Origin of the sequence: Dapis brunnea BLCC-M229, from assembly GCF_050015995.1 — a bacterium.
GTDB lineage: Bacteria > Cyanobacteriota > Cyanobacteriia > Cyanobacteriales > Microcoleaceae > Trichodesmium.
Map to the genome: position 1 here is coordinate 1 of NZ_JBNHEP010000026.1, position 24972 is coordinate 24972.

Here is a 24972-nt window from a genome sequence, read left to right on the forward strand (position 1 = left end):
TGGGGAGATGGGGAGATGGGGAGATGGGGAGATGGGGAGATGGGGAGATGGGGAGTGTGGGAGAAATTAAAAAATATACATCCTCACCATTACCATGCAGGACTACCAATAAATTTATGTTTGTGAGATATTAGCATTTTGATTGCCTCTAACTGGAGAGTACAAAGTTCTGCCAAAAAACTATTTGCTTTGAAGGCTGAAAGTATTACTGGAAAAGACTTACAGTACTTACAGTTTTGAATAAAGAGTTTTTAACCCTTAGATCGCTGAAAGCCTCAGCTAGCAATAGTTCTTCCAAGAACTTTGCACTGTCTAGTCTCTAAGTTATGAAATAATTTAATTATTGTTTGAACAACAAAAAATATTTTTAATTTTAATTCCACTCAAAAGGTTTATTAACTTCTCCCGCAATACGCTCAAATATTTCTAGTTTTTCTGGTGCCAACTCTCTTTGCCAACGTAAATCTAATTTAATAGCTATATCTACATTGCTATAGTAATCACCATTTATTTTTTCTACTTTCTTCTCTATTTCCTGTCCTCGATAGCGACGAATCAGAGAATAAGCACCCTCATTACCAGAAATATCATAATGATCGTATTGCCAATACTCTATCATAGAAGGAACAAAATTTATATTCACAAAATTACAAATTTTTTCCACAGTTTGATGAGGATTACTCGCTAATTGTTCATAAGCAATCTCAATTCTTTTCTCAGGATTAAATTTTTCAAAAAAATCATTTCTTAGTTTGTGTTTTTCTACCCATTCTGTTGCCACCTTAGCCATATCCCAATGAGGATATTTTCTCAGATAAGAGTTAACAACAGCTCTACCATCACGAACTAAATGAATTAAATACCCTTCTACTTTTCCCGATGTAAATTCTTCAGCTTGAATTTTTTTTCCAATCCAAGGATAGGCTTTACTAGCATCAATAATAACGCTTTTATTCTCTAACTTGGAAAACATAAAAGAATAAGGATTAAAAATTTGATCTGTTTTGAAAATTTGTCTAATTTTTTTCTCAAACTTTAAAGGAATATACTTATTTAAACGAGTATTTCCCAGAACGCTAGCCAATTCATATAACCCTTTTTCTCCAAAAGTTTTTTCCCAAAATTCAGATGTCATATTCACACAATCAATAGGCTTTCGCTTGCGATGACGATTGGGAAGACCGACTAATTCACCTGCGGAAAAACAGTCTGGATGACTTCCTAAAATTAGTGATAGAAGACTAGACCCAGAATGCCCACTTGACATTATAAATATGACCTTTTTGTGCATCAGTAATTATTCCTATCAAAAAGAGTAAACAAAAATAATTGATTATTTTAGATAAAAGTATAAAAGTAGGTTAAATTAGTATTGCATAGAATTATTGATATAATCAATAGCAGTAATTCAAATTGATTTTTATGACCCAAAAATAGGGTCTCAAGCCTCCCCTTTTAAGGGGATGAAAAAAGTAAACTTCAGTATTTCAAGCCTCCCTATTGCATGAGGTACTGATAACTGATAACTGATAACTGATAACTGAAATGACCAACGGTATATATACTGTAGCAAATGATGTTGTCTTCGATCAACTAGTAGCTCTACTCAACAGTATAGAGGTAAATGTTGGTACTGACACACCAGTTTGCGTAATTGCTTATGACAATCGCACGGAAAAAGTCCAAGCTGACATAGAAAAGCGAAAAAATGTCCAATTCTTAGACAATCCAGAAATATTTGCCCCTTGGGAAGAATTTTCTTACCAAGCTTGGAAAGGTCATCCAAATGCCTTGAGTATGTGGGCTGAAAAAGGTATTAAAGGAGTAAATCGAATTGGCATGAATCGTAGATATTGTGGCTTCGATCCTCAAGCTCCTTTTGAAAAGTTTATGTATTTTGATGCAGATATTCTGGTCTTAAATTCCGTTGAATATATTTTTGACCAGTTGGATAAAGATGACTTTGTTGTCTATGATTTTCAGTATAAAGACCCCTCCCATATTTTTAATTTAGACTCCCCTAAATTGTTTGAAGTTTTTCCAGAATCACGGATTCAATCTGAAATTTTTTGTGCTGGATTTTATGCAGGAAAAAGGGGTTTATTTTCCGAATCCCAAAGGGAGTTTCTAGTAGAAAAGCTTAACTCTGGAGAAGGAGAAATTTTATATACATCCGCTCCTAACCAATCTTTACTCAACTATATGAAAATGCGATTGGATATTCCTGTTTATAATTTTGGTCTAGATTTACCCCCAGAAAAAAGAACTGGTTGTTCCGTCACATCACCTCATTTTGAAGAAAGAAATAATGTACTATATGATAAAGGAGAAAGACTGACATATCTTCATTATATTGGAGTTTCTTCTAAAAGGTTTGCCAGGCTTTGTCAGGGAGAAAATTTAGATTTTCCTTATCGAGAAATTTTTCTCCACTATCGTTATCTCCATGAACCAGATAAAAGACCAAAATTTACAGGGAAACCAGAACCTTATAATCCGCCAGTAAATCTTATGACTAAAGTCTTCAAAAAACTGGGTTTGGGGCGCTAAGTTAAAAATTATCAAAGAAATTTATCGTTGCCAATGATCGGGAATTGCGAACAAATATTAATTATGGGTAGTCTGTCACAGTAATCGTATCTGAGTTAATCTTGATATTTACCTAAATCTTGATTCCTCCAAATATCCAAGAGTATTTTGATAATGAGTCGTCAAAAAATCATTTTCCCTCTAGCATCTACCATTACTATTCATCACTACCTAATTATGTAATACCGATTTGAAAAAAGAATGCTATAAGGTAAAACTTCAATTATTAAGTAATTAACACAGATGGAATGGTTTTTTTGATAATTATTAGCTAGGAGGGTTTTAATTATAGGGTTTTAATTATTCTTATGTTTACTTATCCCCTACTCCCCCTGCTCCCCCTACTCCCCCTACTCAAAAAAGTGTACTAAACATTTATCAAATTGGTATAAGGAGTCGATTTTAAAAAACTTGCCAGGTTTTGTGAAGGAAAAATTAGATTTTACCTGTTGAGAGATTTGATTCCATTATCTTTATCTCTATAAACCACAAAAAAATAAAATTTCCTAGATGATTAATAGTTGATAATTTTTGGTTGAAAATCTGTGAATTTGAAGGATAAAAAAAGTAAAATTTATGTTTTGAATAAATTGATTGTTTGGAATGAGAGGTAATTGTTGATTATTAATTATTGAAAGGTGAAGCAAAACCTGCTAATCTGTCAGTAATATAAAATGACTAAAATCTGCAAAAAATTTTGTTTAAACCGTTCAGGAAAAAACCATGAAAGGAATATATATTGTCGCCAATGATAAGGTACTTGATAATACAATTGCTCTGCTAAAAAGTATCCGATTATATGATTCTGATACTCCAATTATGATGATTCCTTTTGATGAAAATTATCAGCAGGTAGCAGAAATTGTCACAAGTAAATATGGAGTAGAAATTTATCCAGACTTGGAATTTGTAGATAATCTATGCAACAATTTGTATAACATTTTTGGTCAGGGATTTTTTAACACTCCTAACAAACAAAAAAAACAAGCTTGTTGGTTCGGACCGTTCGATGAATTTCTCTATATTGATGTTGATATTGTTGTCTTTGAAAAAATCGCTGATAATCTCAAATATCTAGAAGATTATGATTTTCTATGTTGTGACTATCAATATTTAGGTGGGATAAAAAATGTCTTTACATCCAAAGTTCTAGAAGGTAAAATTTTTACCGAAGAACAACTTAAAGATGTATTTAATAGTGGGTGGTGGGCGTCAAAGAAAAACCTATTTACAGAAAGTGAACTATATGAAACCTTCGCTGAATGTGCTGCTCATACCGAGTATTTCGACTTTTCTGAAAAAACCACAGACCAGCCAATTTTCAACTATATAGTATTAAAACATATTTCTCGGCGATTGAATCTAGTTAGACGGCCAGAAGGTAAAGGTCCCGGAAGTTGGGCAGGTAGTCCCCATTTTGAACGGGAAGGCGATCGCTTGATTGACCCCAAAGTAGGTAAACCTGTACAATATTTACATTGGGCAGGTTTTCGGATTGAACCAGGATGCCCCTATTGGGATATTTGGGAGCATTATCGATATCTCGGCGAAACTAAACCTACTTACTATCCTCAGAAAATTGAGACTAAAAAAAGTTTAGGGCAAAGATTTATTGATAAAGTCAAAAATATAGGTCAGCAAATGAAGAAAAGTTAGGGTAAGGAAACTGCGACAAGAATTTCCAATTGAGATGTATAATTTGGAGTTATAAAAACTTGAAAGATTAAATAAATTTTCTACTGAAAAATATATTCTGGTAAATCAAAAAAAATTAAATAAGGAAAGAACAAAAAAATTTCCAACGGGGATATATGGGTGGGTGACTCGGAGTCAGAAGAAGTTGAACAATTAAATCAAATATAGCCTTTGTCAAAAAGCATAATTTACAACTGTATTTTTTTCCTTGTTAGCTGTTGCCAGATGAGCTGTTCCCTAAAATTTATAATTTTGTACCTTACTCCATTATGAGAATTGCTATGCTATATGTAAATTTCTAAATGTAAATTTCTAAAATTTATTCAAGATACTTTTTAGTTTAGCTTATTATCCTCAAGATTATTTCCCAATTTTTCCACTCGTCTAATCAAAGACTTTTGATGATTTTTGATTGTTAAAATTTCCAGGTAAAAATATGACCACCGAACAAAAAAAATTTTGTTTTTGTACTTTGGCTCTAGGGCAAAGATATCGCGATATAACCAAGCAATTAGCTAAAGACTTGGAAACAAATTCTCCCGGAACTTCCCTGGTAATTTATACAGAGAAACCTGATGATTTTAGTAGCTATAAAAACGTCATGGCTTTTAAACATCATCAACAAGGTATTCAACATTGTTATAATGACAAAAGATTTCTCTGTCAGAAAGCAATATCATTATTTCCAGTAGCTATATATATAGATGCTGATACTAGAATTTTAGAATCACTACCACAAGATATTGAATGGAAGCCAGGAATTACTGGACGGCATAAAAATTTAGTAGAACACGTTTCAAAATATCGTGCTTCTAGTTTACCAATATTGAAAAAGTTAGCAGAGAAGCTAAATATTTCTGATGAGTCATTTAATAATTCTAGTTGGATAGGGGAAGCCTTATTTATTCTAGTTAGAGATAATGGTAAGGAAATAGAATTTTTGGAAACTTGGGGGAAGATGTCTAGGTATGCAGAATTAAAAGGAATGCACGCTGGAGAAGGAAGTTTAATGGGATTAGCTGCTGCAAAAATAGAATGGGTTATTGATAGTGAAGCGTGGGAAAAAATTCGTGGAGTGACTCAGCACTGGGATGCTTCTCGTAGTAAACCAAAAGCAACTTCTTGGGATAAATTACAAAAGAGGATGGGCTATCATTATCGTTTAAATAAAACTAGAATAATGGCTTTAAGAGATTTTGAATTTTATTATCGATGATCGCTATAAAATCGGGTTGCTATACACACCTTAGTAAATAAAACGTTTCTATAATTAGAGGATAAAATATCAAAACTCATACCTAAAGCAAAAAAGCAAATCTGATATGTTTGACAAATTAAATATCATTATCATTTTTAGTGATTTACCGATTGAAAAAATTTGGTAATAAATCCAATTCATTAGAACAATCTTTTACATCTTTCAACTTATAGCAATTCCCATCTCTGATGAGATACAAGATTCGTTGGTTTTAGGCAGTAGTAATTCGCGAAATAACGAATAGAAAATAAGAAAAAACTCTACTTCAGTAACTTGAGAAACCCTATATCAAACTTCAAAGATACTTATCTTGTTTTTAAGGATTTTGAGAGATTTTTAATTTTATTATTGTAATGTTAGTATTTTTAATTAAAGAGTAAAGTGTTTACTCAGCACCTTACTCTATAAAGCTTTTCTCAGACAATAAATAATAAAGAAAAAATCTAACTATAGAGAGACTGCACCCATTCCCACTCTCTTTGTAACCCCTCTTTCAAAGAAACTTGAGGTTGATAACCTAAAATTTTCTTAGCTTTAGAAACATCTGCACTGGTATGACGAGCATCTCCCCTAGCTTTTTCCACAAAATTTTTCTTAATTGGACGTCCTACTATTTCCTCCATCGTGTCAATAACTTCTGCCAATACAACCCGACTACCCCCACCTACATTAAATACCTCACCGACTGCTTCTGGTGCTTTACCTGCTGCTAAGTTAGCTGCTACTGCATCACTAATAAAAGTAAAGTCCCTAGTTTGCTGACCATCTCCATAAATAGAAATTGGTTCATCTTGCAAAATCCACTTAAAAAATTTATGAAAGGCCATATCAGGTCGTTGCCGGGGACCGTATACTGTAAAGTATCGCAAATATACACAGGGTACATCAAAATTCTGATGATATAACTTACCTAATCTTTCTGCTGCTAACTTAGTAATTCCATAAGGAGATACCGGTTGAGGACAAATAGTCTCAGGAGTGGGAAAAGTTTCAGCATTACCATATACAGAAGAAGTAGAAGCATAAACCAATCTTTTCAAATTAGGAGCATCTTTAGCAGCTTCTAGAATTATTTGAGTAGCATTAATATTACGTTCTGTATAAGAACGAAAACCTTCACCCCAACTAGCTCGAACACCTGCTTGGGCAGCTTGATGATAAACTATATCCACATCCACCAGTAAATCTGACCAATTCAAAGACTGAATATCATTTTCTATTAGTTGGAAAGCGGAATGGTCTTTAAATTGAGAAATATTCTGACGCTTCAAAGCAGGGTCATAGTAATCATTAAATTGATCGATACCTATTACTTTTTCTCCTTGATTTAAAAGAGTTTCTGCTAAATGAGATCCAATAAAACCACCAACACCTGTTACTATAATATTACTCATTGTTTTGATATATTTAAAGTTATAGTTTTATAGTTTGAGACTTAAATGATAATTATCTTGAGTGAGTATAAAAACTTCAACTTTCTTCTGTGATTCCCCGTTCCATCTTGTCTAAAATTTTGGTGAGTTGAATCCAAACAACTAACCCAGTTCCTATAGTTAAAGGTAAACAAATAGAATAAGCAACTAAATTAGTAAATCCAAATAACTGCAAGCTTGATGATAAAAAAATTAATGCACCACTAGCAATACCTAAATAAGGAATTTGTAATGTTAATCCTTTCATAGTTTCTATGTTGCAAGTAGCAGGATTTTCTGACCAATCTTGAACCAGTTGCTTAATTAATTTAGCAAATACTACTCCCGAAGATAAGCTCATCAACAAACCAACTGCAATTAAAAGATAGGGAGGTTGAGGCAGATTATACACAAAAAAATACTTCCTTGATTGATACTTTTTATCTTTTAAAGTAGGTTGGTTAAACTAAGCTTTTTCCCGCTCCGCATAGCTTCTGTTTTTCATATCGTGGTAATGCGTAGCATTTAATAGGAAAGCTTTTCCAAAGGATAAACCCAACTTGGATAAACCAGTTTTTGTTGGGTTTCCTTCCTCAATCCAACCTACAAATATTATGCTTGAGTAATGCTAAGTCGATATTACATAATTATTCATCCAAGAAAAACTGTTTTGCTTTTAATCATAATTTGAGTTTACCAGAATTAAGCAATTAATTTTTCCCTGTAATTCAGTAATATCAAGACATCAATTAATTAATTCTCTTTTTGCTCAAGAATAATTAAAGTATAAGAGTCTTTGAATTATCAACTTATAGGAGATTTTAGTGAAAAATTATGACTACTTATTCCTTATTTTCCTGGTGATTTATTTGCATAATATACTATTCAATTCTAACTGCTGTACAATAGCTAAAAAATTCCGGTAAAACCATAAAAAACATGGTAGGTAATCACTAGTTTTCAAGCTTGCTTCCTGCTTCAACCAGGGAGGTTGGCCTCTTTCAGTCTACAGGCGTAACTTCGGATGCAGTCCACCCTAAAAAATTGATTAACTTCCCCTTTATCTATTATTGCCTGAAATTGCCAGGGATTTTAATACTAGCAATCAGCTCCTGAGTCCTAACTCCTTGCTTGAGAATTTGTCATTGCCATTACAGAAGGTAAAATTGCCGCTGCTCTGTCTGTAGAAAATTCTGCTAGAGCACCCAGGGCAAGATTAAACAAACGACTTGGTTGAAGGTCATCTTGAATTAAACCCCACAGACGACTAACCTCTTCTGTGTGAATCCGATCGTCTTCTACCATTGCTAGTATCAATTGTTTTCGTAGAAATTCACCCTCTTCGCTCAAAAGATATTGTAAACCTAATTGGGCAGTAGGTAGTATATCAAAATTTTGGTCTGTCCGAGCTATGCCAATTAAATTTTCTAGCCTTTGCCACTGAAACTTTCCATCTTTAAATAATACTTCAATCAAACGACGACGTAATGCTGGGGACTCACCTTTTAATAACCTTCTTGCCACATAAGGATAAGCTATATCTACAATTCTAAAATCTGGATTTAGGGAAAGAGCTAAACCCTCTTCGGTAACTAGAGAACGAATAATCAGAGCAAACTTAGCAGGTACTCGGAAAGGGTAATCATACATTAATTCCGAGAACTTATCTGTAATTGTCTTAAAGTTAAAATCCTTGACTTTCTCACCCATAATATCTCCCAACACTATTTCTAGAGCTGGTATAATTGGCTGAATATCCACATCAGGTGCAAGAAACCCAAGCTTGACAAAATCTTTAGCTAACTCCTGATAATCTTTATTAATCAAATGAATTACTGAGTCAACCAAAGTTTCTTTAGTTTCCTGCTCCAATTGATCCATCATGCCAAAGTCAATAAAAGCCATTCGACCATCTTTTAAGGCAAATAAGTTGCCGGGATGAGGATCTGCATGAAAAAAGCCAAACTCTAGTAACTGACGTAAACCACTAGTTACACCTACAGTAATCAGAGTATCAGTATCAAGACCTGCTGCTTGAACTTTTTCTGTATCTAATAATTTAAGACCATCAATCCATTCTAGGGTCAAAACATGAGTAGTAGTATAACGCCAATATATTGATGGAATCTTGACGCTTTGGTCATCAGCAAAATAGGTCGCAAATCTTTCTGCATTACGCCCTTCATTTATATAGTCAATCTCTTCAAATAGCTTTGTGCCAAATTCATCTACAATTAGGGATAAATCATGGCCAAGATTGAGAGGCAACCAGGGAGCTAGCCAACTTGCTGCCCACCTCATCAAAAATAAATCTAGAGTTATGATGGGCAGTAAATTTGGTCGTTGAACTTTTACTGCTACATTTTCGCCAGTTTGAAGGCGTGCATGATAAACTTGACCCAGACTAGCTGCAGCAACTGGTCTGGGAGAAATTTCGCTATATATATCGTTGATGTTTTGGCCTAACTCGGTTTCGATAATTGAGATGGCTGTATCATTATCAAAAGCTGGTAACTGGTCTTGTAGTTTTGTTAGTTCTTCTAAGAAGTCTTTACGAATTAGATCGGGTCTTGTGGATAGTGCCTGACCTACTTTAATAAATGTTGGTCCTAAGCGAGTTAGTATTTTTCGCAGTTGAGTCGCTCGTTCGGGAGTATCTTCTACTTTGTGATATCGCCATTTGTCCCACAAAACTCCCAACAGAAAACTAGCAAAAGAAAAAACTATAACAAGAAATCTCCAGATTACTAACCAAAGACGGTAATGGTAATATTCAGCGATCGCTTCTGGATCGTACCGTCTATTTGAACTCAAGTGATTTTCACCCACTTTTAATATTTTCCTCTTAAATTTTATATTTTTTATTTATCGTTCTTATAAGCTAAAGGTTTTAGGTGCTAGGTAAACTTTCCTTACCTACAATTGATGACCTTCCGATCAAAATACAACCTAATACTTGCAAACTTTTTCAATGGTTTGAGTTAAATATGACTTACGGCTTTTTTAGGCTTCAACACTACACATAGTGTGGCACTATAGTTTTGATTTACTATATATAGGGTTTTTGCATAAGCCATCTGAAAAAAGGGGAGGGTGTTTCACCACACAAATAAGTAAAGGATATTGACAGTTTTTCAGTAAAGGGTAATTGTTACTCTTCTGTACTTAGTTATATTTCTCGAGCTGAAATTTTTCCTTCATCTTTTTCTTGTGTATTGCTCCCTTTTTCTACTTAACTAATGGCAGATTTTCAGTAATTCAGAAGGTATATAAAGTTTGATCCTTGCTGTCTTACATTAACTTTTTTTTATTTTCATTAAGTATAGTATACAAAACTACAAATTTCCCAAAGAAATTTTAAAGAAATATTAAAGTCTAAACTATTATCAAAATAATTTGGTCGCGTCACCCCACCTTTTAAGGTAAAATCCTTTTGGATAGTTGCTCAAAATACCCGTTACAAAAACAACTTCTGTAAATCGCCAATCCGAAGCCTCCCCTATCTGACTTCTGACTTTGTTTTGTTAAAGTTCTTGCAAACAATCTTTCAAAGCAAATATAACTTGTTCTTGTTGTGACTGAGAAAGTTCAGGAAACATAGGCAAGGACAAAACCTGATGGCAAATTTGTTCTACAATTGGCAACTGACGGTATACTAAAGATTTGTAAACAGGCTGTAAATGTAAAGGTGTGGGATAGTATATTGCTGAACCTATTCCCTTGTTTTGTAGCTGAATACGAACCCAATCGCGCAGAGAACTAGAAAAATGAGACTTTGCTGTAGCCTCTAAATCTTGACTTTTAAGCATAATTGTGTATTGATTCCAAACACATCTACCTCCAGCCAACTCTTGAGGAGGAACTACAGCAGTTATGCCACTAAGAAATTTATGGTAAATATCTGCTAAGTCACGACGTTGCTGATTCCAAGTATCTAGATAACGTAACTTAACTTGCAGAATTGCAGCTTGTATGGTATCAAGACGACTGTTAATACCGATGTGTTCATAAAGATATTTGGCCGACTGTCCATGATTTTTGAGTATCCGCACTTGAGTAGCGATCGCCGGATTATTTGTGGTCAGAGCGCCTCCATCTCCAAAAGCTCCTAAATTTTTAGTAGGAAAAAAACTAAAACAACCAATATCGCCAAAACTTCCGACTTTTTGGTTATCCCATTCTGCTCCTGTAGCTTGGGCACAGTCTTCTATAACTATTAGGTTATACTGGCGAGCGATCGCCATTAATTGGGTCATATCTACAGGTTGACCAAATAAATGTACTGGCAGAATAGCTTTTGTTTTTTCTGTTATAGCTGGTTCAAGTTGTTGAATATCTAAGTTAAAAGTCTGGGGGTCAATATCGATAAAAATGGGAGTTGCTCCTACTGCACTAATTACTTCAGCGGTAGCGAAAAAAGTGAAAGGAGTGGTAATTACTTGATCACCAGGCCCAATATTTACAGCTCGTAAAGCTAGAAATAGAGCATCAGTGCCGGAGTTACAGGATATACAATGAGGTACATCTATATAATTAGCAAATTGTTGTTCAAAGTCATCAACAATGGAACCACCAATGTAGCGACCAGAAGCAAGTACCTCTTGAACTTTGGTGTTTATCTCTTTAACAATTATTTTATACTGTTGTGTCAAATCTAGGGAAGGAATATTAGTCATATTAATAGTAATAAATTAAAATGATATAAAAGGCTAGTAAAAATTATTGATATGATAAACTGCTCCAAGCAAAGGAGCTACTGTTATAGAAGTTTTTAGTATAAATGGAACACAGACTAAATAGTTTAGGGAGATTTGATGGAACTTCCCTACTGTGGTCTAATAAAGTGAAAAATCCCGTAAAGTAATTTTTATAAAAATCATAAATATAAATTTTTCCACAATCTAAAGATAGATTTTTTTTAAATTAAGCTCAGAGAAATTTTTCTTAATTTACGACTTTTGGTAGTCACATAAATAACCTTGACTTTAGTAAGTTTATATATAGAAAGATTAGTAAAAAAAATTATTGGTTATTGGTGATTGATAGCGGTTTTCACCAAGGTAGACTACAGTAAAAATTCTATATATACCTAAAGTTTAATAAATTGCAGAAATAGTTGTATTCTATGTTAATGAAAACCGCTATAATTAAAATTTAAAATTGCCAGAAATAATTAATCCTAATCCTTTTAATAAATACAATAAAAAAATTATTTAGGGGGATACTTATGTCAACATATTCTGCGATTAAGGTTCAAAACAAAGAAAGTGGAAAAGAGGAAAAAGTTTATTGGGAAGAAGTAAAATATTACTACAAGGACAAGATGATTGAAAGTATACAAAAAAGACTTCGCGATCGTTTTGGTGGATTAATGTGGGAAGCCATGTCCGACACTTATCAGTCAAATCTGCAAAATCCTCCTGAACTTGGTGTAAATTATGATGACATGAGTAATGCTTCTAGCTAGTACAAGATTCATATTATGTTAGAGCTTTATTAGCTTCAGTGACTTGAATTAACTAATAATAGCTAAATCCTTACTTTCCAAGGAATTCAAATCTAGATTAATATAAATTAGTAAAACCTCACTAGAAACTAATTATTCTAGTGAAGTTTGTTAGTATTATTGCTAATGTATAATTCAAGTTAAAAAAATAAATATGATTCAATTAACAATTACAGATATAGCTATGGCTTTAGGACTTATTGCTATCGCTATCGGTCTCTCAGCTTGGCAAAAATTAGGATTAGAATGGCAATTATTAATAGCTACAGTTCGTACTATTGTACAGTTAATATTTGTTGGCTATATATTAGCAATAGTATTTACTACTAAACAGCCTTGGTTGGTGATAGCTATTATCTCTGTTATGTTAACAGTTGCTTCTCTAGTTACTAGGAATAGAATTAGTCAAAAAATACCTCGGTTATTACCTTTAGTTTGGGGTTCGATTTTAACCAGTACAACTTTAAGTATTAGTTATACAAATTTATTGGTTATTAAACCTGAGACTTGGTATGAACCTCAATATTTAATTCCTTTAGTGGGAATTGTATTAGGAAATGCGATGAATGGAGCAGCGATCGCTGGAGAAAGACTTGTCAGTACAATTAATTCTAGTCCAGTAGAAATTGAAACTTATTTAAGTTTAGGAGCTACACCCCAACAAGCAGTTGCTAAATATAGAAAAGATGCTATTCGTGCTGCATTAATACCTAATTTAAACCAGATGAGTGTAATCGGAATTGTCACACTTCCTGGAATTGTTACTGGTCAGTTATTAAGTGGTGTTAACCCTCTGGATGCTGTGGCGTATCAAATGTTAATTATGTTTCTTTTGGCTTTTGCAAATCTGGTGACAAGTTTATTGGTTACTTATGGTTTATGTCGGCAATTTTTTAATCAGGATGCACAACTCAAAAATTTATAAAGGTTGATTATAACAATTCCTATCTTTAGAGTGAGATACAAAATTAATTTTTTTTAGGGAGTAGGGAATAGTAATTCGGGTTCGGTGGGAATAGGGGTGCAACCCCGTGGGGTGCGACAGACGCCAAAGGAGTAGGCAGTAGGAAATTGGGGAAACTTTACTTTTGATTTTCCCATATTTCTCAAGTAAGATTCCCCCTAGCTACTAAAAAAAATTTAATATAGTAGTATTCATTGAAGTTGGTATAATTTAAAATTAATCAATGACAATATTTATCCATGACCAATTTATCAAACACTATTTAACAGAATTATTATCTAACATAATTATTATCTAACAGATATTAGGTAGAAACAAGTAAAGATATATCTAAAGAAATAAGACAAGCTAACGGTAAGGATTCAGGTCCTATGGAAAAGCCTATAAATCTTGATGGATAAGTATTTCCAGCAATTTCCTCCCAAATTCTATTCTCAATTAGATATTGCTACAAGCCTTGATTTTCGTGATTATTGAGAATGAGGCTGTTAAATTTCTGACGTCAGTCGTTTTCAGAAGTCTCTCTATAACTAGGTTTGAGATACCTGAATCCTTAGAGCTAACGTTTCTTTTATCCCATATACTCAGACTCCTGAGAATTTATTAAACTTAGGTCTACTGGAAAAAATTACTGCCAATGTCTCTATTATCGAACCATTTAGTAATTCAGTTACTTCTAGATAAATTCGTATTTATTTGGAAAAATTATATTATATTTGTAGAAATTTAGAACTATAAATTAATTAAAAAAAATCAGAAAACTAATTAAACCAGTTTACCTCTATTATGGATAATTACACTAACTATTTCACAGGCAATAATTTCGGGAGTTAATTCTGTGAATGATGCAGAATATAGTTCTCCTGGTATTTAGACTCTAGGAAATATATTGAGAACCAAAATAGTAGCAGTTCATCAATTACAAAAAAGTTCGGTTTCTTATTTCTCTTTTGACCTTTTGGCCAACCGGGGGATTTTCCTCGGAGTTTGGGTAAACAGGTCGGTGTTCCAATCTCCAATAAAACTTCACTCCAAGCAGTAGCAGTGCTTCCGGGGGAGAATTGGACTTGAGGTTTAGGCCCACGGTAAAAGACTATCCATAACATTTTCACGAGCTAACCATAACTAGCCAAGTCATCAAAGGCATTAATTGACTCCACTTATCACATTCTTCTTTTTTTTAAATCTATTGAAGAATTGGAAAGTTTGTTGCATAGGGTTTTAAATGAGGGTGAATTAAAAATCAACTGGGAACGAAAAATTAAAAATAAGGGTAATGCTGTTATCCCAAATTAAATGCTGAACAGCTTAGAATGGATAAATAGTCAATAGACCTCTCCGGAAAAGAGGGAACAGGGAACACTTAACTGGGAACACGGAGAAGTAATTGATAATTTCTGGATAAGAATTGATTCTATTTTTAATTTTCACGCCTATGTCTAATAGAATGGATAAATAGTCTCCACATGAACATCTCGCTCTGGAACCAAATCAAGACCTGGTGATAACTGAGCAAATTGTATATCTTTCAAAAACAGAGCACCCGTCTCGGAGTTGTAGGAGACATCGTTAACTGACACTCCGCTATTCAAAGAAATGATCTCGATGTTCGGGTCAACGATAATATCTATGTTCGGGTCAAAATTTATATCCTTAAGATCAATATTTATTTTATTAAGCTTAAAATCAGAGAAATCAATTGATTGATTGAAATCCGTATTAGAGGAATCTACATTAGAATTCGTGAGAGAATCTACAGCTTGTACATCTGTCGCAGTTGTAAGATTTGAGGAATCTACATTAGAATTCGTGAGAGAATCTACAGTTTGTACATCTGTCCCAATCGTTGGTTCTTCTACTGTCAAAGCTGAATTTAGCGCAATAGATGAGACAAATTCTGCAACCGCGACAACTGGCTCGATGATGACGGGTTCAGGTTCATAAACAGGAAAGTGTTTAACATAATTGATTTCAATTTTATCCCCTTCATCGGGATTAAAGTCCTCAATCACACTAATCTTTTCTGGAGTAGTTGTAGTTCGAGAAGAGATTGTAAACGCGAAAGTATCGGCTCCATCGCCGCCTTCAGCAAAATTGAGATGTGATCCCAAGTTTAATCGATCGTCTCCCTCGTCACCAAACAGCCAATCTCCCGCAAAATCAAAGTTGTTTAATTGAGGACTACCACCGCTGAGGGTATCATTTCCAGGACCACCTCTGAGGGTATCTTCACTATATAATCCATTCATTCGATCATTGCCTTCTTCTCCATAGTAGGTTTTTTTGCCATCCTGACCCGGATAAATACGGTCATTTCCTGTACCGCCGTAGATGGTGTCTTGGCCACTACCGCCTCCTATAAAATCGTCACCACCATTCCCAAAGATGAGGTCATCACCAGCTCGACCATAGATTCTGTCCCGCTCATCTCCCCCGTTGAGTGTATCATTATCATTTGTACCCTCAATATCGTTAAACATGGTTCGATAAATGTTTGCCATTGCGATTTTTGTTTAGCCTCTATTCGTTAACTCTATTTAGAGTATGATATTCACTAGAGTCAGTGTCGCCAATTTGGCAGAAATATGATTTTTTGATTCTCATTTTTTCCTTTAAATATTTCAAACAATTATTGATGAAGCGATTTAAAAATATTCAAGTTACTGTCATGATGACGAGACTTTGACTAAAACTCGACCTTGAATTTGACGTTGAAGAATTGACTGAATTTTTTGAGGTAACTCCGTCAATGAAATTGTCGAGGCTAATTCACTGAAATGTTGAGGCTTCCACATGGTTGGGAGTTTTGACCAAATTTCGAGACGTTGAGACATCGGACATTTGAAAAAATAACCCTAATTTTTCTTCAAATCTTTAAATACCGAAAAATCAACTTTATTAGGGAACAGGGAACATAGGGAAATTTGACAGGCACTTTCAACATAGAAGAAAAACATTTTTAGATCAAATCCAGTTATCAAAAGTACCTTTTTTAAAATTCCTGTCTAATCCTTCTGCCTTCAGCATTAAATGTATTACCTTGATAGTAAAGCTTCTTTATCAACCGAATTTAGTATTATTATGATTAATTTATGGCACTTGATATAACCTGTTTTTGTAATAAGATAAATTTGGATAAAGTTGAATAGCATTTTGATAAGAAGTGAAAGCTTCATCTAATTTTCCTTGCTTCTCTAAAACTACTCCTAAGTGATAATGACTCCAGGGAAAATCTGGTTTGATTTTAATAGCTTGATGGTAAGCTTATACTGCTTCTCTATAGCGATTATTTTCTCTAAAAATACCACCTAGTGTATGATAATAAGCCCAATATTTTTGGGGATTAATTCCTATTGCTTGAGCGTAAGCAATCAAAGCTTCGTCTAATTTTCCTTGTTTTTGTAGTTGATATCCTATTTGATTGTAATATTCTTGAGTATAATTTTGTGGTTGTTCTTTTTCTTTTTATAAAATTGAAATCTTGTGATTATTTTGATTTTCATGGTCATAACCTAATAAATCAATAACATTTGAGTTACATTCACGGATAATTTGCATTTGTTCCCCATTCAAAAATTCATAATAAGGGCGGTTGTCATCTCTGAAAAATCCTTTAGCTTTTGGTAAATATCCATAAAATGATATGTTTAATTTCTGACAGACGAAAGTTAAATCTGAGTGAATATTTTCATACTTACCAATAAAATCAACTACTACTTTATCGTTGATTGTGTAAATATTCCAATTTTTTTTTAGGAATGGATTAGTATACTTATTTTTCAGCCAGTCATCAAATTTAATGGATTTGTTTTGGCAAAGAAAGTAGTACAAAGATATAGCTCTATCAAAAGGATTTCTTTCAAAACAAAACTTATAGTAACTATCCAAAATCGAAGGTTCTATGACACATTGAATTTCTTTAGCAGTGATATGGTTGAAATACTTTTTGTATTCATTTCCCTGAGCATCAAAATCTAAATAATTTTGTGGTATTTTTCCAAGAAATTTTCTAATAACTTCATCTTTCAAGGAGATAGGAGTAATTACATCATCATCGTCACAAAATCTAGATAAAGAAATTTCAACTGATGTACCAGCAGTCTTAGTTATTTTCAGGAAAATAAATTTATATTTGTGGGATATAATCATTGTGAAAAGAGAAAAATAGAAAAGTTATCCAATTGAGCGATCGCTTCAGAAATACAGAACCCTATTTCTACTTTCAAAAAACAGCATTTTTCTCATATTTAAGACTTTTATCTTAACTAAATTCTCACTCCCCACACTCCCCACACTCCCCACACTCCCTACACTCCTCAGACTCCCCACACTACCCACACTCCCCACACTCCCCACATTCCCCACACTCCCCTACTTCAACCATTGGGAATATGAGCAGCAATTTTTAAACCTTGTGGGTTATAAACTTCTAAAGGAACTTTAGCATTATTACTAATAGCTTTTAAAGCAACCTGTAAAGTTTTCAAATGTTTTTCTAGTGCACTACGACTCTTTTTATCTTTACTACTTTCTACTGCTTTAGCTGTTTTTTTAATTTTATCCACATAGTCAGAAGTTAACCGCACAGTTATTAAATCCTTCGTAACACTATATTGACAAATTTTCGGTGTTCCCTTACAAGTCTTACTTAAATCCTGACGAGCTTTCGCTAAAGTTGCTAATAATCTTTCGTTAGTTGCTGCTATTTTTAGAAGAGTATTATAAGATTTAATAAGTGGTTTAATTTTAGCATAATAACTAGAATTATTAGGTACTTCTTCAGCAGAATTTAGAGCTTTTTGCCAATATTCTGTTGCCTCTTTCCAATTAGCCCTCCTTTCAAAAACTTCAGCTTGTTTAGAGTAACGGATAGCTTGGTTATAAGCGTCTTCACCAATTTGTTCTATAATTCTACGTTCCTCAGCTAATTGAAGTTTTTGTTCATACTGAGGTAGTAAATTTTTTGCTTCTAAATAGGCGGTTGTTTGTGGAGGAATAGTATATACTTGATCCAAGGCATCTGCCCAATTTGAATATACATTTTTCCAGCTTTCAGGAAACTGAGCTATTACCTCTCTTGTCTCTGCTAACTGAGCTGATGTTTTAGCAGCCATTAATTTTTGATTAGCCTCTTCTTCGGTAGTTAATCTTCCTTTAATAGCAACTAAATACTTACGATATTGCTGCAATTTATTTTTAGCAAAAGGATAAGCACTACTATCTTCTGGTACTTTTTCTAGGAGAGCGATCGCCTCTTGCCAAAGTGATTGAATTTCTACCCAGTCTTCTGCTGGTAGTGGTAAACCTTTACTATGTTGAGCTGCTTGTTGACCATTACGCAAAGCTTTTCTAATTGTTTCTAAATGTTCAGTTTCTGTTTGGTAAGTAGACTTTAAATGTTGTGATTCTAAGTAACGTATTGACCAAAATGGAATCTTTTCTAAATCTTGAACTGCTGTTTCTAACTTTTCTTGTGCCTGTTTTGGAGCTAAAGAGTTTTTGACATTTTTAATTGTTTCTAGTGACTGTTGATTTAACTCTTTTGCTGTTGGTATTATCATACATTTTCCAATCACACAGGGTTGAGTTATTGCATAAAAACAGCCTATTAAAATTGCTAAACTTAAAGTAGCGCTGAGAAATTCTACTTGAGAAAAGGTAGCTAAGTTAACAGTTGATTCTTTTGTTACAGGTGATTTTTGTTCTATATAGTTTCTGGCTTTTCTTTTGAATTTTTTGGGAGATAGGTCTAATCCTTCCACATCAAAAGGATTATCTAAATCATCCAGTAATTTTGAGGTAATCTTGATTTCTGAGTTTTGACTTTTCTCTCCAGGAATATTCTTATTTATGATATGAGAATTTGAATCAGATATCCCCTCAGATTTTAATCTAATAGATATTGCTTCTAAATCTTTTAAATTAAATGGATTATCTAAGGAATCTAATAATTCTGGTGTAATTTTTACTTCAGAAGCTATATTTCCATCTACCCATTTCGGCATAAAAGTTAATGTAGATCCTTCTTGCCGACTCTTCGTAAAAAATGAATGATAAGCATAAGGATATATGTGACCGATTACATTTAAGCAAATACCCACTTTTTCTATAGATTCTAACTCCTGTTTTTGAACTATACTTTTTAACTCTGCAATTGTTTTTTCTCTATCTATTACTATATTGGCTGGATGTTGACAAACCACCAATAATGTTCCTGCTTTTAAGTCGCATTGAATTTGACAAACATCATTGGATTTTTTTAAAGATTGCCAGCTTTTTTGTAAATTATGTTCTAATATCTGTGTGTTAATATCTCTAATTGCTGTTTTCATTTTTACCTTGATAATTTATTAGTTGATTGACCAATATTTTATTAGTATTTTATAGACTATAGCAGTCCTATACAGGTTGTGTGATTTAGATTATCTTAAAATACTAAGTCGTTATGACAGGATCGAGTCAAGACATTGATTTTAATGTTATTTTATAAGTTTCTAAGATATCACGACTGATTGAGAGACTGTTTTTAACGAAGTCAGAAGTAAGAACTCAGAAGTTGTTTTTGTCATATCAAGTCTGGTAGCATTGGTATTGTAAGGTAAGAGTAAGGAAGAAGGCTTTAGTTATCTAGAAGAGAGAAGAAGGGTTAAAAGCCAGAAAAAAATTAAATTTCTTGTAGATATTCACACCTGGGTTTACACAAACAATACTAGCGGACATGATATAATAGAAATCTTGAGCAACCCTCTAAAAACATTTCGCCTTCAAAGATAGGGTTTTAGACCCAATTATTTTGATCGAGCAAATATTAAGAAGGTGAGAAAACTTCTCGGGCGAGGAATTTCATAAATTGTCCTTCTGAAAGAAAAATTTTTGGCGTTTTCGGCTCTCGCCGACATGAAACCCTGCGCAAATATGTCGCGCAGCATTCCGTAGAAAAACGCAAAGTGGAACAGAGTTTTATAACTTTGCTCTCCTAATCCTAGATCGGTATAGAGCTACCTTAAGATTTTTTTGACAAATAGTCTCTTAGAACTCCTATATCTCTTTTTCTTCTGTAATTATGTAATTAAATCAACAATCATCTAGTGAAATCATCAATAATTCATTTATTTATAACTGTATTTATCATATTTGTTCCATGATTAAAATTCTAGTTACGGTAACATAAACATTGTAGATAGCGGTTCTATGATGAATGAGATACAGTATTTTTTTCTCTTCTATTTTCCCAATTAAGCTGTTCCCTATTCTCTAAAATCCCAAACTTCTTTGTCTGATATATTTGAGAAATCCTCTATATAGAATCTAAATTAATTTTAATTTATCTTATTTTCTGCTTCCCTATTCCCCATACTTAAGGATATTTGTCTAGCTAGGCTAAACCTAACTCTCGTTTCAAGAGATTAATCGAATCTGTAACAATATAATTTTCAATACATATAATTTGTGGTGGGCGAATAATATTTTCCCTATTTTTTTGTAATATAGCTTTAACTATATCAAAGCTAAATTTATCACAAACAATTATTCTAGCTGACCGCACCATAGCATTAATTTTGTGGGTTTCTGTATCTTGGGCAGTCATAACAATTACATCATTTCCACGCAAACTATGAATAATTACTTCTGCTGCTCTTAATAAACCTGAACTGAGACTAACTAAACCACAGTAACTTCCCTTGGGTAATGTATGTAGCAATTGAAATTCTTTACCATAATCATATATATCAACTGGTATAACTCGGACAGATTTAGGAGCAGCTATTTCTTCAGCTCGCCCAATAAAATACCGACTTGTTACAACTGTTCCACAAGATACTTGGTCTATAATTTCACCTAGTTCTTCTAAAGGAACTAACTGTACAGAAATATTCAGAGCTTGTTCCAACTCTTGAGCCATTAACTGTCCAATACCAAGATCATAAGATGGAGCTGTGACTAATACCCTAGCACTACAACGTAATCGCCAGTCAATTTGAATCAAAAACATTTCCCTGGCTTCATTTAAACTACAACCTTGGGACAGTAATTCATCTAAACTACGCTTGACTATGTTACTAGCATTTGGATATTTCTCGAAAATGGGAGACTTTAACTTTGACACCCATTTATGGCCTTGAGCTTTCACATATATACCCGAACCTGCTTGAGCTTCTACAAGGCCAGTATCTTCTAGTTGACGATATACCTTACTTATGGTATTGCGATGTAACCCAGTTTGCATAGCAAGTTGTCTGGTACTAGGTAATCGATGGCCAGGGGGAAACTGTCCGGAGGCGATCGCAAACCGAATTTGATTAAATAATTGGTTTGATGCGGGAATATCACTATCTGCTTTAATCTGAAAATCAACCATTACCTAAGCTCCAGTGGATGGCAACAAAAGTCAAAAAATTGTTGCTCAGGAATATATCTATGATTATGATATAGATTTGAACTACCCTAACTTCCTAGGTTGAAGTTTGGGCTTTCTGAACTCAAATCTGAACTCACAGGGGAATGTCTCAAGACAGACTTACGGCCACCTTTTAGTCTTACTTCCCCTCCTTCAGCAGCAGTCCTTCCAAGACCGATAATTGTCTGATGCCTTCTGCTCTTATATTCTTGCTGGCATTTTCATCACGGTCATGGTGCATTCCACAACTCAGGCAAGTCCACTCTCTCATATCTAATGGCATTTCTGACATTTAGTAGAGACAATTAGAGCAAGTTTGAGAACTAGGAAACCATCTATCAATTTATACTAACAAACCACTTTTTGTTGTTGTTTATAGTCAAGAAAATTGACAAATATTCCCCATCAGACATCAGATATAGCTTTAGCTAGGTTATGATTACGAACTATACCCTTGAGGTTTAGATTCTCAACAACAACTACTTAATTATCATTGACGATTTTTCTTGATAATTTCTGTAGAAAGTATTGACGGGAATTACTAATACGTTCGTGAACTCTAGCAACTATCTTGCGTGCTTTTTCTCTTGATTTACTTCCTTTTTTCTTACGAGTTAATTTAGCTTGTTTTCTAGCTAAATTTTTCTGATGTTTTTTCAGGTTTTTAGGATTAGTATATTTTGAGGTTTTACTACCATCATGGGTAATACAAAAATCTTTTAATCCAAGGTCAATACCAACAACTTTACCAGTTAACACAACGTCAGGGTTTTTTTGTTCAGTGTCGAACAACAATGAGGCATAATACTTTCCTGTTGGTGTTTTAATAATAGTTACAGTTTTTAATTGAGCGTCAAACAATCTATGAATTGAGGCTTTAATTACTGAATAATTAATTTAATAATTATTAATTAAATAATTCACCCTTTAAAGCCTCGACTTTCAAGGGTAAAAGGCGGTCGTTTGCGGAGCATGACTTTAGGATGGGATGTCGAGGAAACCTCCCCATATCCAATCACCAATGGGAGAAAAGTGCTAGGATATTTCCTGATATTCAATTCCGTTACGGTTTTAACCAGAAGTAATTATCCATTATCCATTATCCATTATCCATTAATGAACCAGACTTGGGGGACTTTAACTCCATTCTCAAATACTTGAGAGTTTTGAGGATATTGACAGGATTGCTTCCCACGCTCGGACTTGAATCGAGGGTACTTAGCCCTTTTCTCAAAAAAGTTCTTAAACACCTTGGTTAGGCTTAGTATTGTTGAGTGCAAAACTTGAGAATAACATTCTTTCAACCATGCAGTTTCTTCAGACTTTTTGAGCTTTGGCAGAACTTTATTGAGAGCAACTGGCTTAATCCCTTACCTGTCTGTTTATAAGTTTCATTGCACAGGTTTAAGGCATAATTCCACCACCATCTAGCGCACCCCATTATTCGACTTAGCTTTTGGGATTGCTCTGATGATTGGTATATTCTGACTTTTATGGCTCTGTACAAGGCTTTCAGGAAAACTATAGTTAACAGTAGACGATAATATTATAAGTTCTCTCCAAATCCGGAGGCTTCGCGGTTTTATATTTTAGGTAGTCCTGTATAGTAATGGTATTGAGTAAACTTGGTATAACATCTAGTGTAGTGATAAACTACATACCATCTAAATCTTGAATTAGATTTTAGGTTTAATTGAAAGGGGATTCAACTGAAAGAAGGTTTGAGCTATAGAGGTGGTAAGTGTTAGATAAACTTTTCTCCTCCAAGACCTAAGACCTAAGACCTAACACATTAAGATATGCCATATAAAACTTACTACCTAATGCCTACCATCTAAAACGTAACACTTTCAGAGGATAGTGACGATATGACAGAATTAGAAATCCATACAACCAGTATCCAAGTCCCCAATGGAGACCTTCAAATAGATTCCTATCTCGCACAACCATTAGGAGCTGGTCTATTTCCAGCAGTAGTGGTGGTTCAAGAAATATTTGGGGTTAATAACCATATTCGAGAAGTAACAGAAAAAATTGCCAAAGAAGGTTATGTGGCGATCGCCCCCTCAATTTACCAACGTCAAGCTCCTGGTTTTGAAGTGGGCTACACTGAGGAGGATTTAATATTAGGTCGTAAATACAAAGAACAAACCAAAGCTTCAGAACTACTCAGCGATATTCAAGCTACTATTAATTATCTCAAAAGCTTACCTACTGTTAAACCAGATCAGTTTGGTTGTATAGGTTTCTGTTTTGGAGGCCATGTTACCTATCTAGCAGCTACTTTGCCAGAAATTCAAGCAACTGCTTCTTTCTATGGAGCTGGTATTGCCACTGGTACTCCCGGTGGTGGTGAACCTACTATTACTCTGACTCCTAAAATTAGTGGTACGATATATTGCTTCTTTGGCACAGAAGATCCTTTAATTCCTATAGAACAGGTAGATCAAATAGAGGCAGAATTACAGAAACATCAAATAAAGCATCAAGTATTTCGTTATCCAGCAGACCACGGTTTCTTTTGTGACCATCGTAGTAGTTACAATGCTCAAGCTGCTGCTGATGCTTGGGTTAAGACAAAGGAACTTTTTAGTCAACAATTGTGAGCAGGGAGTAGGGAGTAGAGGAAATAATTGATAATTTCTGTACGATAATTGATTTTATTTTTGATTTTTGGAGAGGTCTATTAGTCTCAAGGAATTCTGAAATTATCAGGACTTATGCACCCAAAAAAACCGGGTTTATTGCCCTGATTATTGTTTTTCGCTCTCACGAAATTTTCTCTCATAATCCGGTTGTTGTGTAAATCCTAATTACCTTACTTTTAACTTTTGATTTTTAACTTTTGCTATAGGTTATTTTTCTAATACCAAATTCATGCATAGCATAGTTACACTAAAATGATTATAAAAGTGTCAATAAGTTTGCTGCCGATGTAGAGGGTAAAAATCCAATTATCTCTTGGGGACAAAAAACGACTTATTTTAGTTATAAAACTATTTTTAGTCAATCATGGAAAAGTTTTACTCTTGAAAAAAATAAATATTATAAATTCTTACCTCCTGACTCGGTACTCCTGAGTTCTGACTCCCAATAACAGAGTCACTGTAGCAATATTTTATGAAATTGGTATAACAATACCCCAGAGAT

19 protein-coding genes and 2 pseudogenes are annotated in these 24972 nt (G+C 33.9%); 6 read left to right on the plus strand and 15 right to left on the minus strand.

The genetic code is table 11. The features are described from left to right. Positions 1-373: 373 nt before the first annotated feature. Positions 374-1267 (minus strand): sulfotransferase, encoded by an 894-nt coding sequence (locus ACP6PM_RS02335; RefSeq protein WP_426581484.1) that lies wholly within the window; start codon positions 1265-1267, stop codon positions 374-376. 278 nt (positions 1268-1545) lie between these two features. Between ACP6PM_RS02335 and ACP6PM_RS02340 the strand changes: the two genes are divergently transcribed. From ACP6PM_RS02340 to ACP6PM_RS02350, 3 genes are all read left to right on the plus strand, one after another. Beyond that, positions 1546-2550 (plus strand): Npun_R2821/Npun_R2822 family protein, encoded by a 1005-nt coding sequence (locus tag ACP6PM_RS02340; RefSeq protein ID WP_426581486.1) that lies wholly within the window; start codon positions 1546-1548, stop codon positions 2548-2550. Positions 2551-3312: 762 nt separating this feature from the next. Then, positions 3313-4245 (plus strand): Npun_R2821/Npun_R2822 family protein, encoded by a 933-nt coding sequence (locus ACP6PM_RS02345; protein WP_426581488.1) that lies wholly within the window; start codon positions 3313-3315, stop codon positions 4243-4245. A gap of 475 nt (positions 4246-4720) precedes the next feature. Then, a complete protein-coding gene (locus ACP6PM_RS02350) occupies positions 4721-5500 on the plus strand; it encodes a hypothetical protein (protein ID WP_426581490.1) in 780 nt (259 codons plus the stop codon). Positions 5501-5985: 485 nt separating this feature from the next. Here the strand turns inward: ACP6PM_RS02350 and ACP6PM_RS02355 are convergent, their stop codons facing one another. The 4 genes from ACP6PM_RS02355 to ACP6PM_RS02370 form a co-directional block, all read right to left on the minus strand. Further along, positions 5986-6936, minus strand: a complete 951-nt coding sequence (locus ACP6PM_RS02355) for an NAD-dependent epimerase/dehydratase family protein (protein WP_426581491.1) — start codon at positions 6934-6936, stop codon at positions 5986-5988. A 76-nt stretch (positions 6937-7012) separates the two neighbouring features. After that, positions 7013-7366: a hypothetical protein gene (locus ACP6PM_RS02360; protein ID WP_426581492.1), complete on the minus strand. Its 354-nt coding sequence runs from the start codon at positions 7364-7366 to the stop codon at positions 7013-7015. Positions 7367-8073: 707 nt separating this feature from the next. Then, entirely contained in the window at positions 8074-9783 is a 1710-nt protein-coding gene (locus ACP6PM_RS02365; protein ID WP_426581494.1) for an ABC1 kinase family protein, read from the minus strand. Positions 9784-10478: 695 nt separating this feature from the next. After that, the gene (locus ACP6PM_RS02370) at positions 10479-11630 is read right to left on the minus strand and encodes a DegT/DnrJ/EryC1/StrS family aminotransferase (RefSeq protein ID WP_426581496.1); all 1152 of its coding nucleotides are present in this window, start codon (positions 11628-11630) and stop codon (positions 10479-10481) included. 551 nt (positions 11631-12181) lie between these two features. On the opposite strand from ACP6PM_RS02370, the gene ACP6PM_RS02375 reads away from it, so the two are divergent. Continuing rightward, entirely contained in the window at positions 12182-12421 is a 240-nt protein-coding gene (locus tag ACP6PM_RS02375) for a hypothetical protein (protein WP_426581497.1), read from the plus strand. A gap of 193 nt (positions 12422-12614) precedes the next feature. Next, positions 12615-13385: an ABC transporter permease gene (locus ACP6PM_RS02380; RefSeq protein WP_426581499.1), complete on the plus strand. Its 771-nt coding sequence runs from the start codon at positions 12615-12617 to the stop codon at positions 13383-13385. A 1478-nt stretch (positions 13386-14863) separates the two neighbouring features. Here the strand turns inward: ACP6PM_RS02380 and ACP6PM_RS02385 are convergent. The 10 genes and pseudogenes from ACP6PM_RS02385 to ACP6PM_RS02430 all read right to left on the minus strand — a co-directional run bounded on the left by ACP6PM_RS02385 (position 14864) and on the right by ACP6PM_RS02430 (position 23263). After that, complete coding sequence (locus ACP6PM_RS02385) at positions 14864-15925, minus strand: calcium-binding protein (protein ID WP_426581500.1); 1062 nt, start codon at positions 15923-15925, stop codon at positions 14864-14866. A gap of 165 nt (positions 15926-16090) precedes the next feature. Next, a complete protein-coding gene (locus ACP6PM_RS02390) occupies positions 16091-16258 on the minus strand; it encodes a hypothetical protein (protein WP_426581502.1) in 168 nt (55 codons plus the stop codon). A 256-nt stretch (positions 16259-16514) separates the two neighbouring features. Next, positions 16515-16676: pseudogene (locus tag ACP6PM_RS02395) on the minus strand (tetratricopeptide repeat protein); the annotation flags it as partial. 12 nt (positions 16677-16688) lie between these two features. After that, positions 16689-16844: pseudogene (locus tag ACP6PM_RS02400) on the minus strand (tetratricopeptide repeat protein); the annotation flags it as partial. Between the two features lie 45 nt (positions 16845-16889). Further along, on the minus strand, positions 16890-17573 hold the full coding sequence (locus ACP6PM_RS02405) for a sulfotransferase family 2 domain-containing protein (RefSeq protein WP_426581504.1): 684 nt from the start codon (positions 17571-17573) through the stop codon (positions 16890-16892). Positions 17574-17800: 227 nt separating this feature from the next. Further along, positions 17801-19756, minus strand: a complete 1956-nt coding sequence (locus ACP6PM_RS02410) for a hypothetical protein (protein WP_426581506.1) — start codon at positions 19754-19756, stop codon at positions 17801-17803. Between the two features lie 1043 nt (positions 19757-20799). Beyond that, positions 20800-21783 (minus strand): GntR family transcriptional regulator, encoded by a 984-nt coding sequence (locus ACP6PM_RS02415; protein ID WP_426581507.1) that lies wholly within the window; start codon positions 21781-21783, stop codon positions 20800-20802. A gap of 178 nt (positions 21784-21961) precedes the next feature. Continuing rightward, positions 21962-22114, minus strand: coding sequence for a zinc ribbon domain-containing protein (locus ACP6PM_RS02420; protein ID WP_426581509.1), 153 nt, complete (start codon positions 22112-22114; stop codon positions 21962-21964). A 191-nt stretch (positions 22115-22305) separates the two neighbouring features. After that, on the minus strand, positions 22306-22683 hold the full coding sequence (locus ACP6PM_RS02425) for an RNA-guided endonuclease InsQ/TnpB family protein (RefSeq protein WP_426581511.1): 378 nt from the start codon (positions 22681-22683) through the stop codon (positions 22306-22308). A gap of 439 nt (positions 22684-23122) precedes the next feature. Continuing rightward, on the minus strand, positions 23123-23263 hold the full coding sequence (locus ACP6PM_RS02430; protein ID WP_426581513.1) for a helix-turn-helix domain-containing protein: 141 nt from the start codon (positions 23261-23263) through the stop codon (positions 23123-23125). Positions 23264-23690: 427 nt separating this feature from the next. On the opposite strand from ACP6PM_RS02430, the gene ACP6PM_RS02435 reads away from it, so the two are divergent. Then, positions 23691-24428: a dienelactone hydrolase family protein gene (locus ACP6PM_RS02435; protein WP_426581515.1), complete on the plus strand. Its 738-nt coding sequence runs from the start codon at positions 23691-23693 to the stop codon at positions 24426-24428. Positions 24429-24972 lie beyond the last annotated feature (544 nt).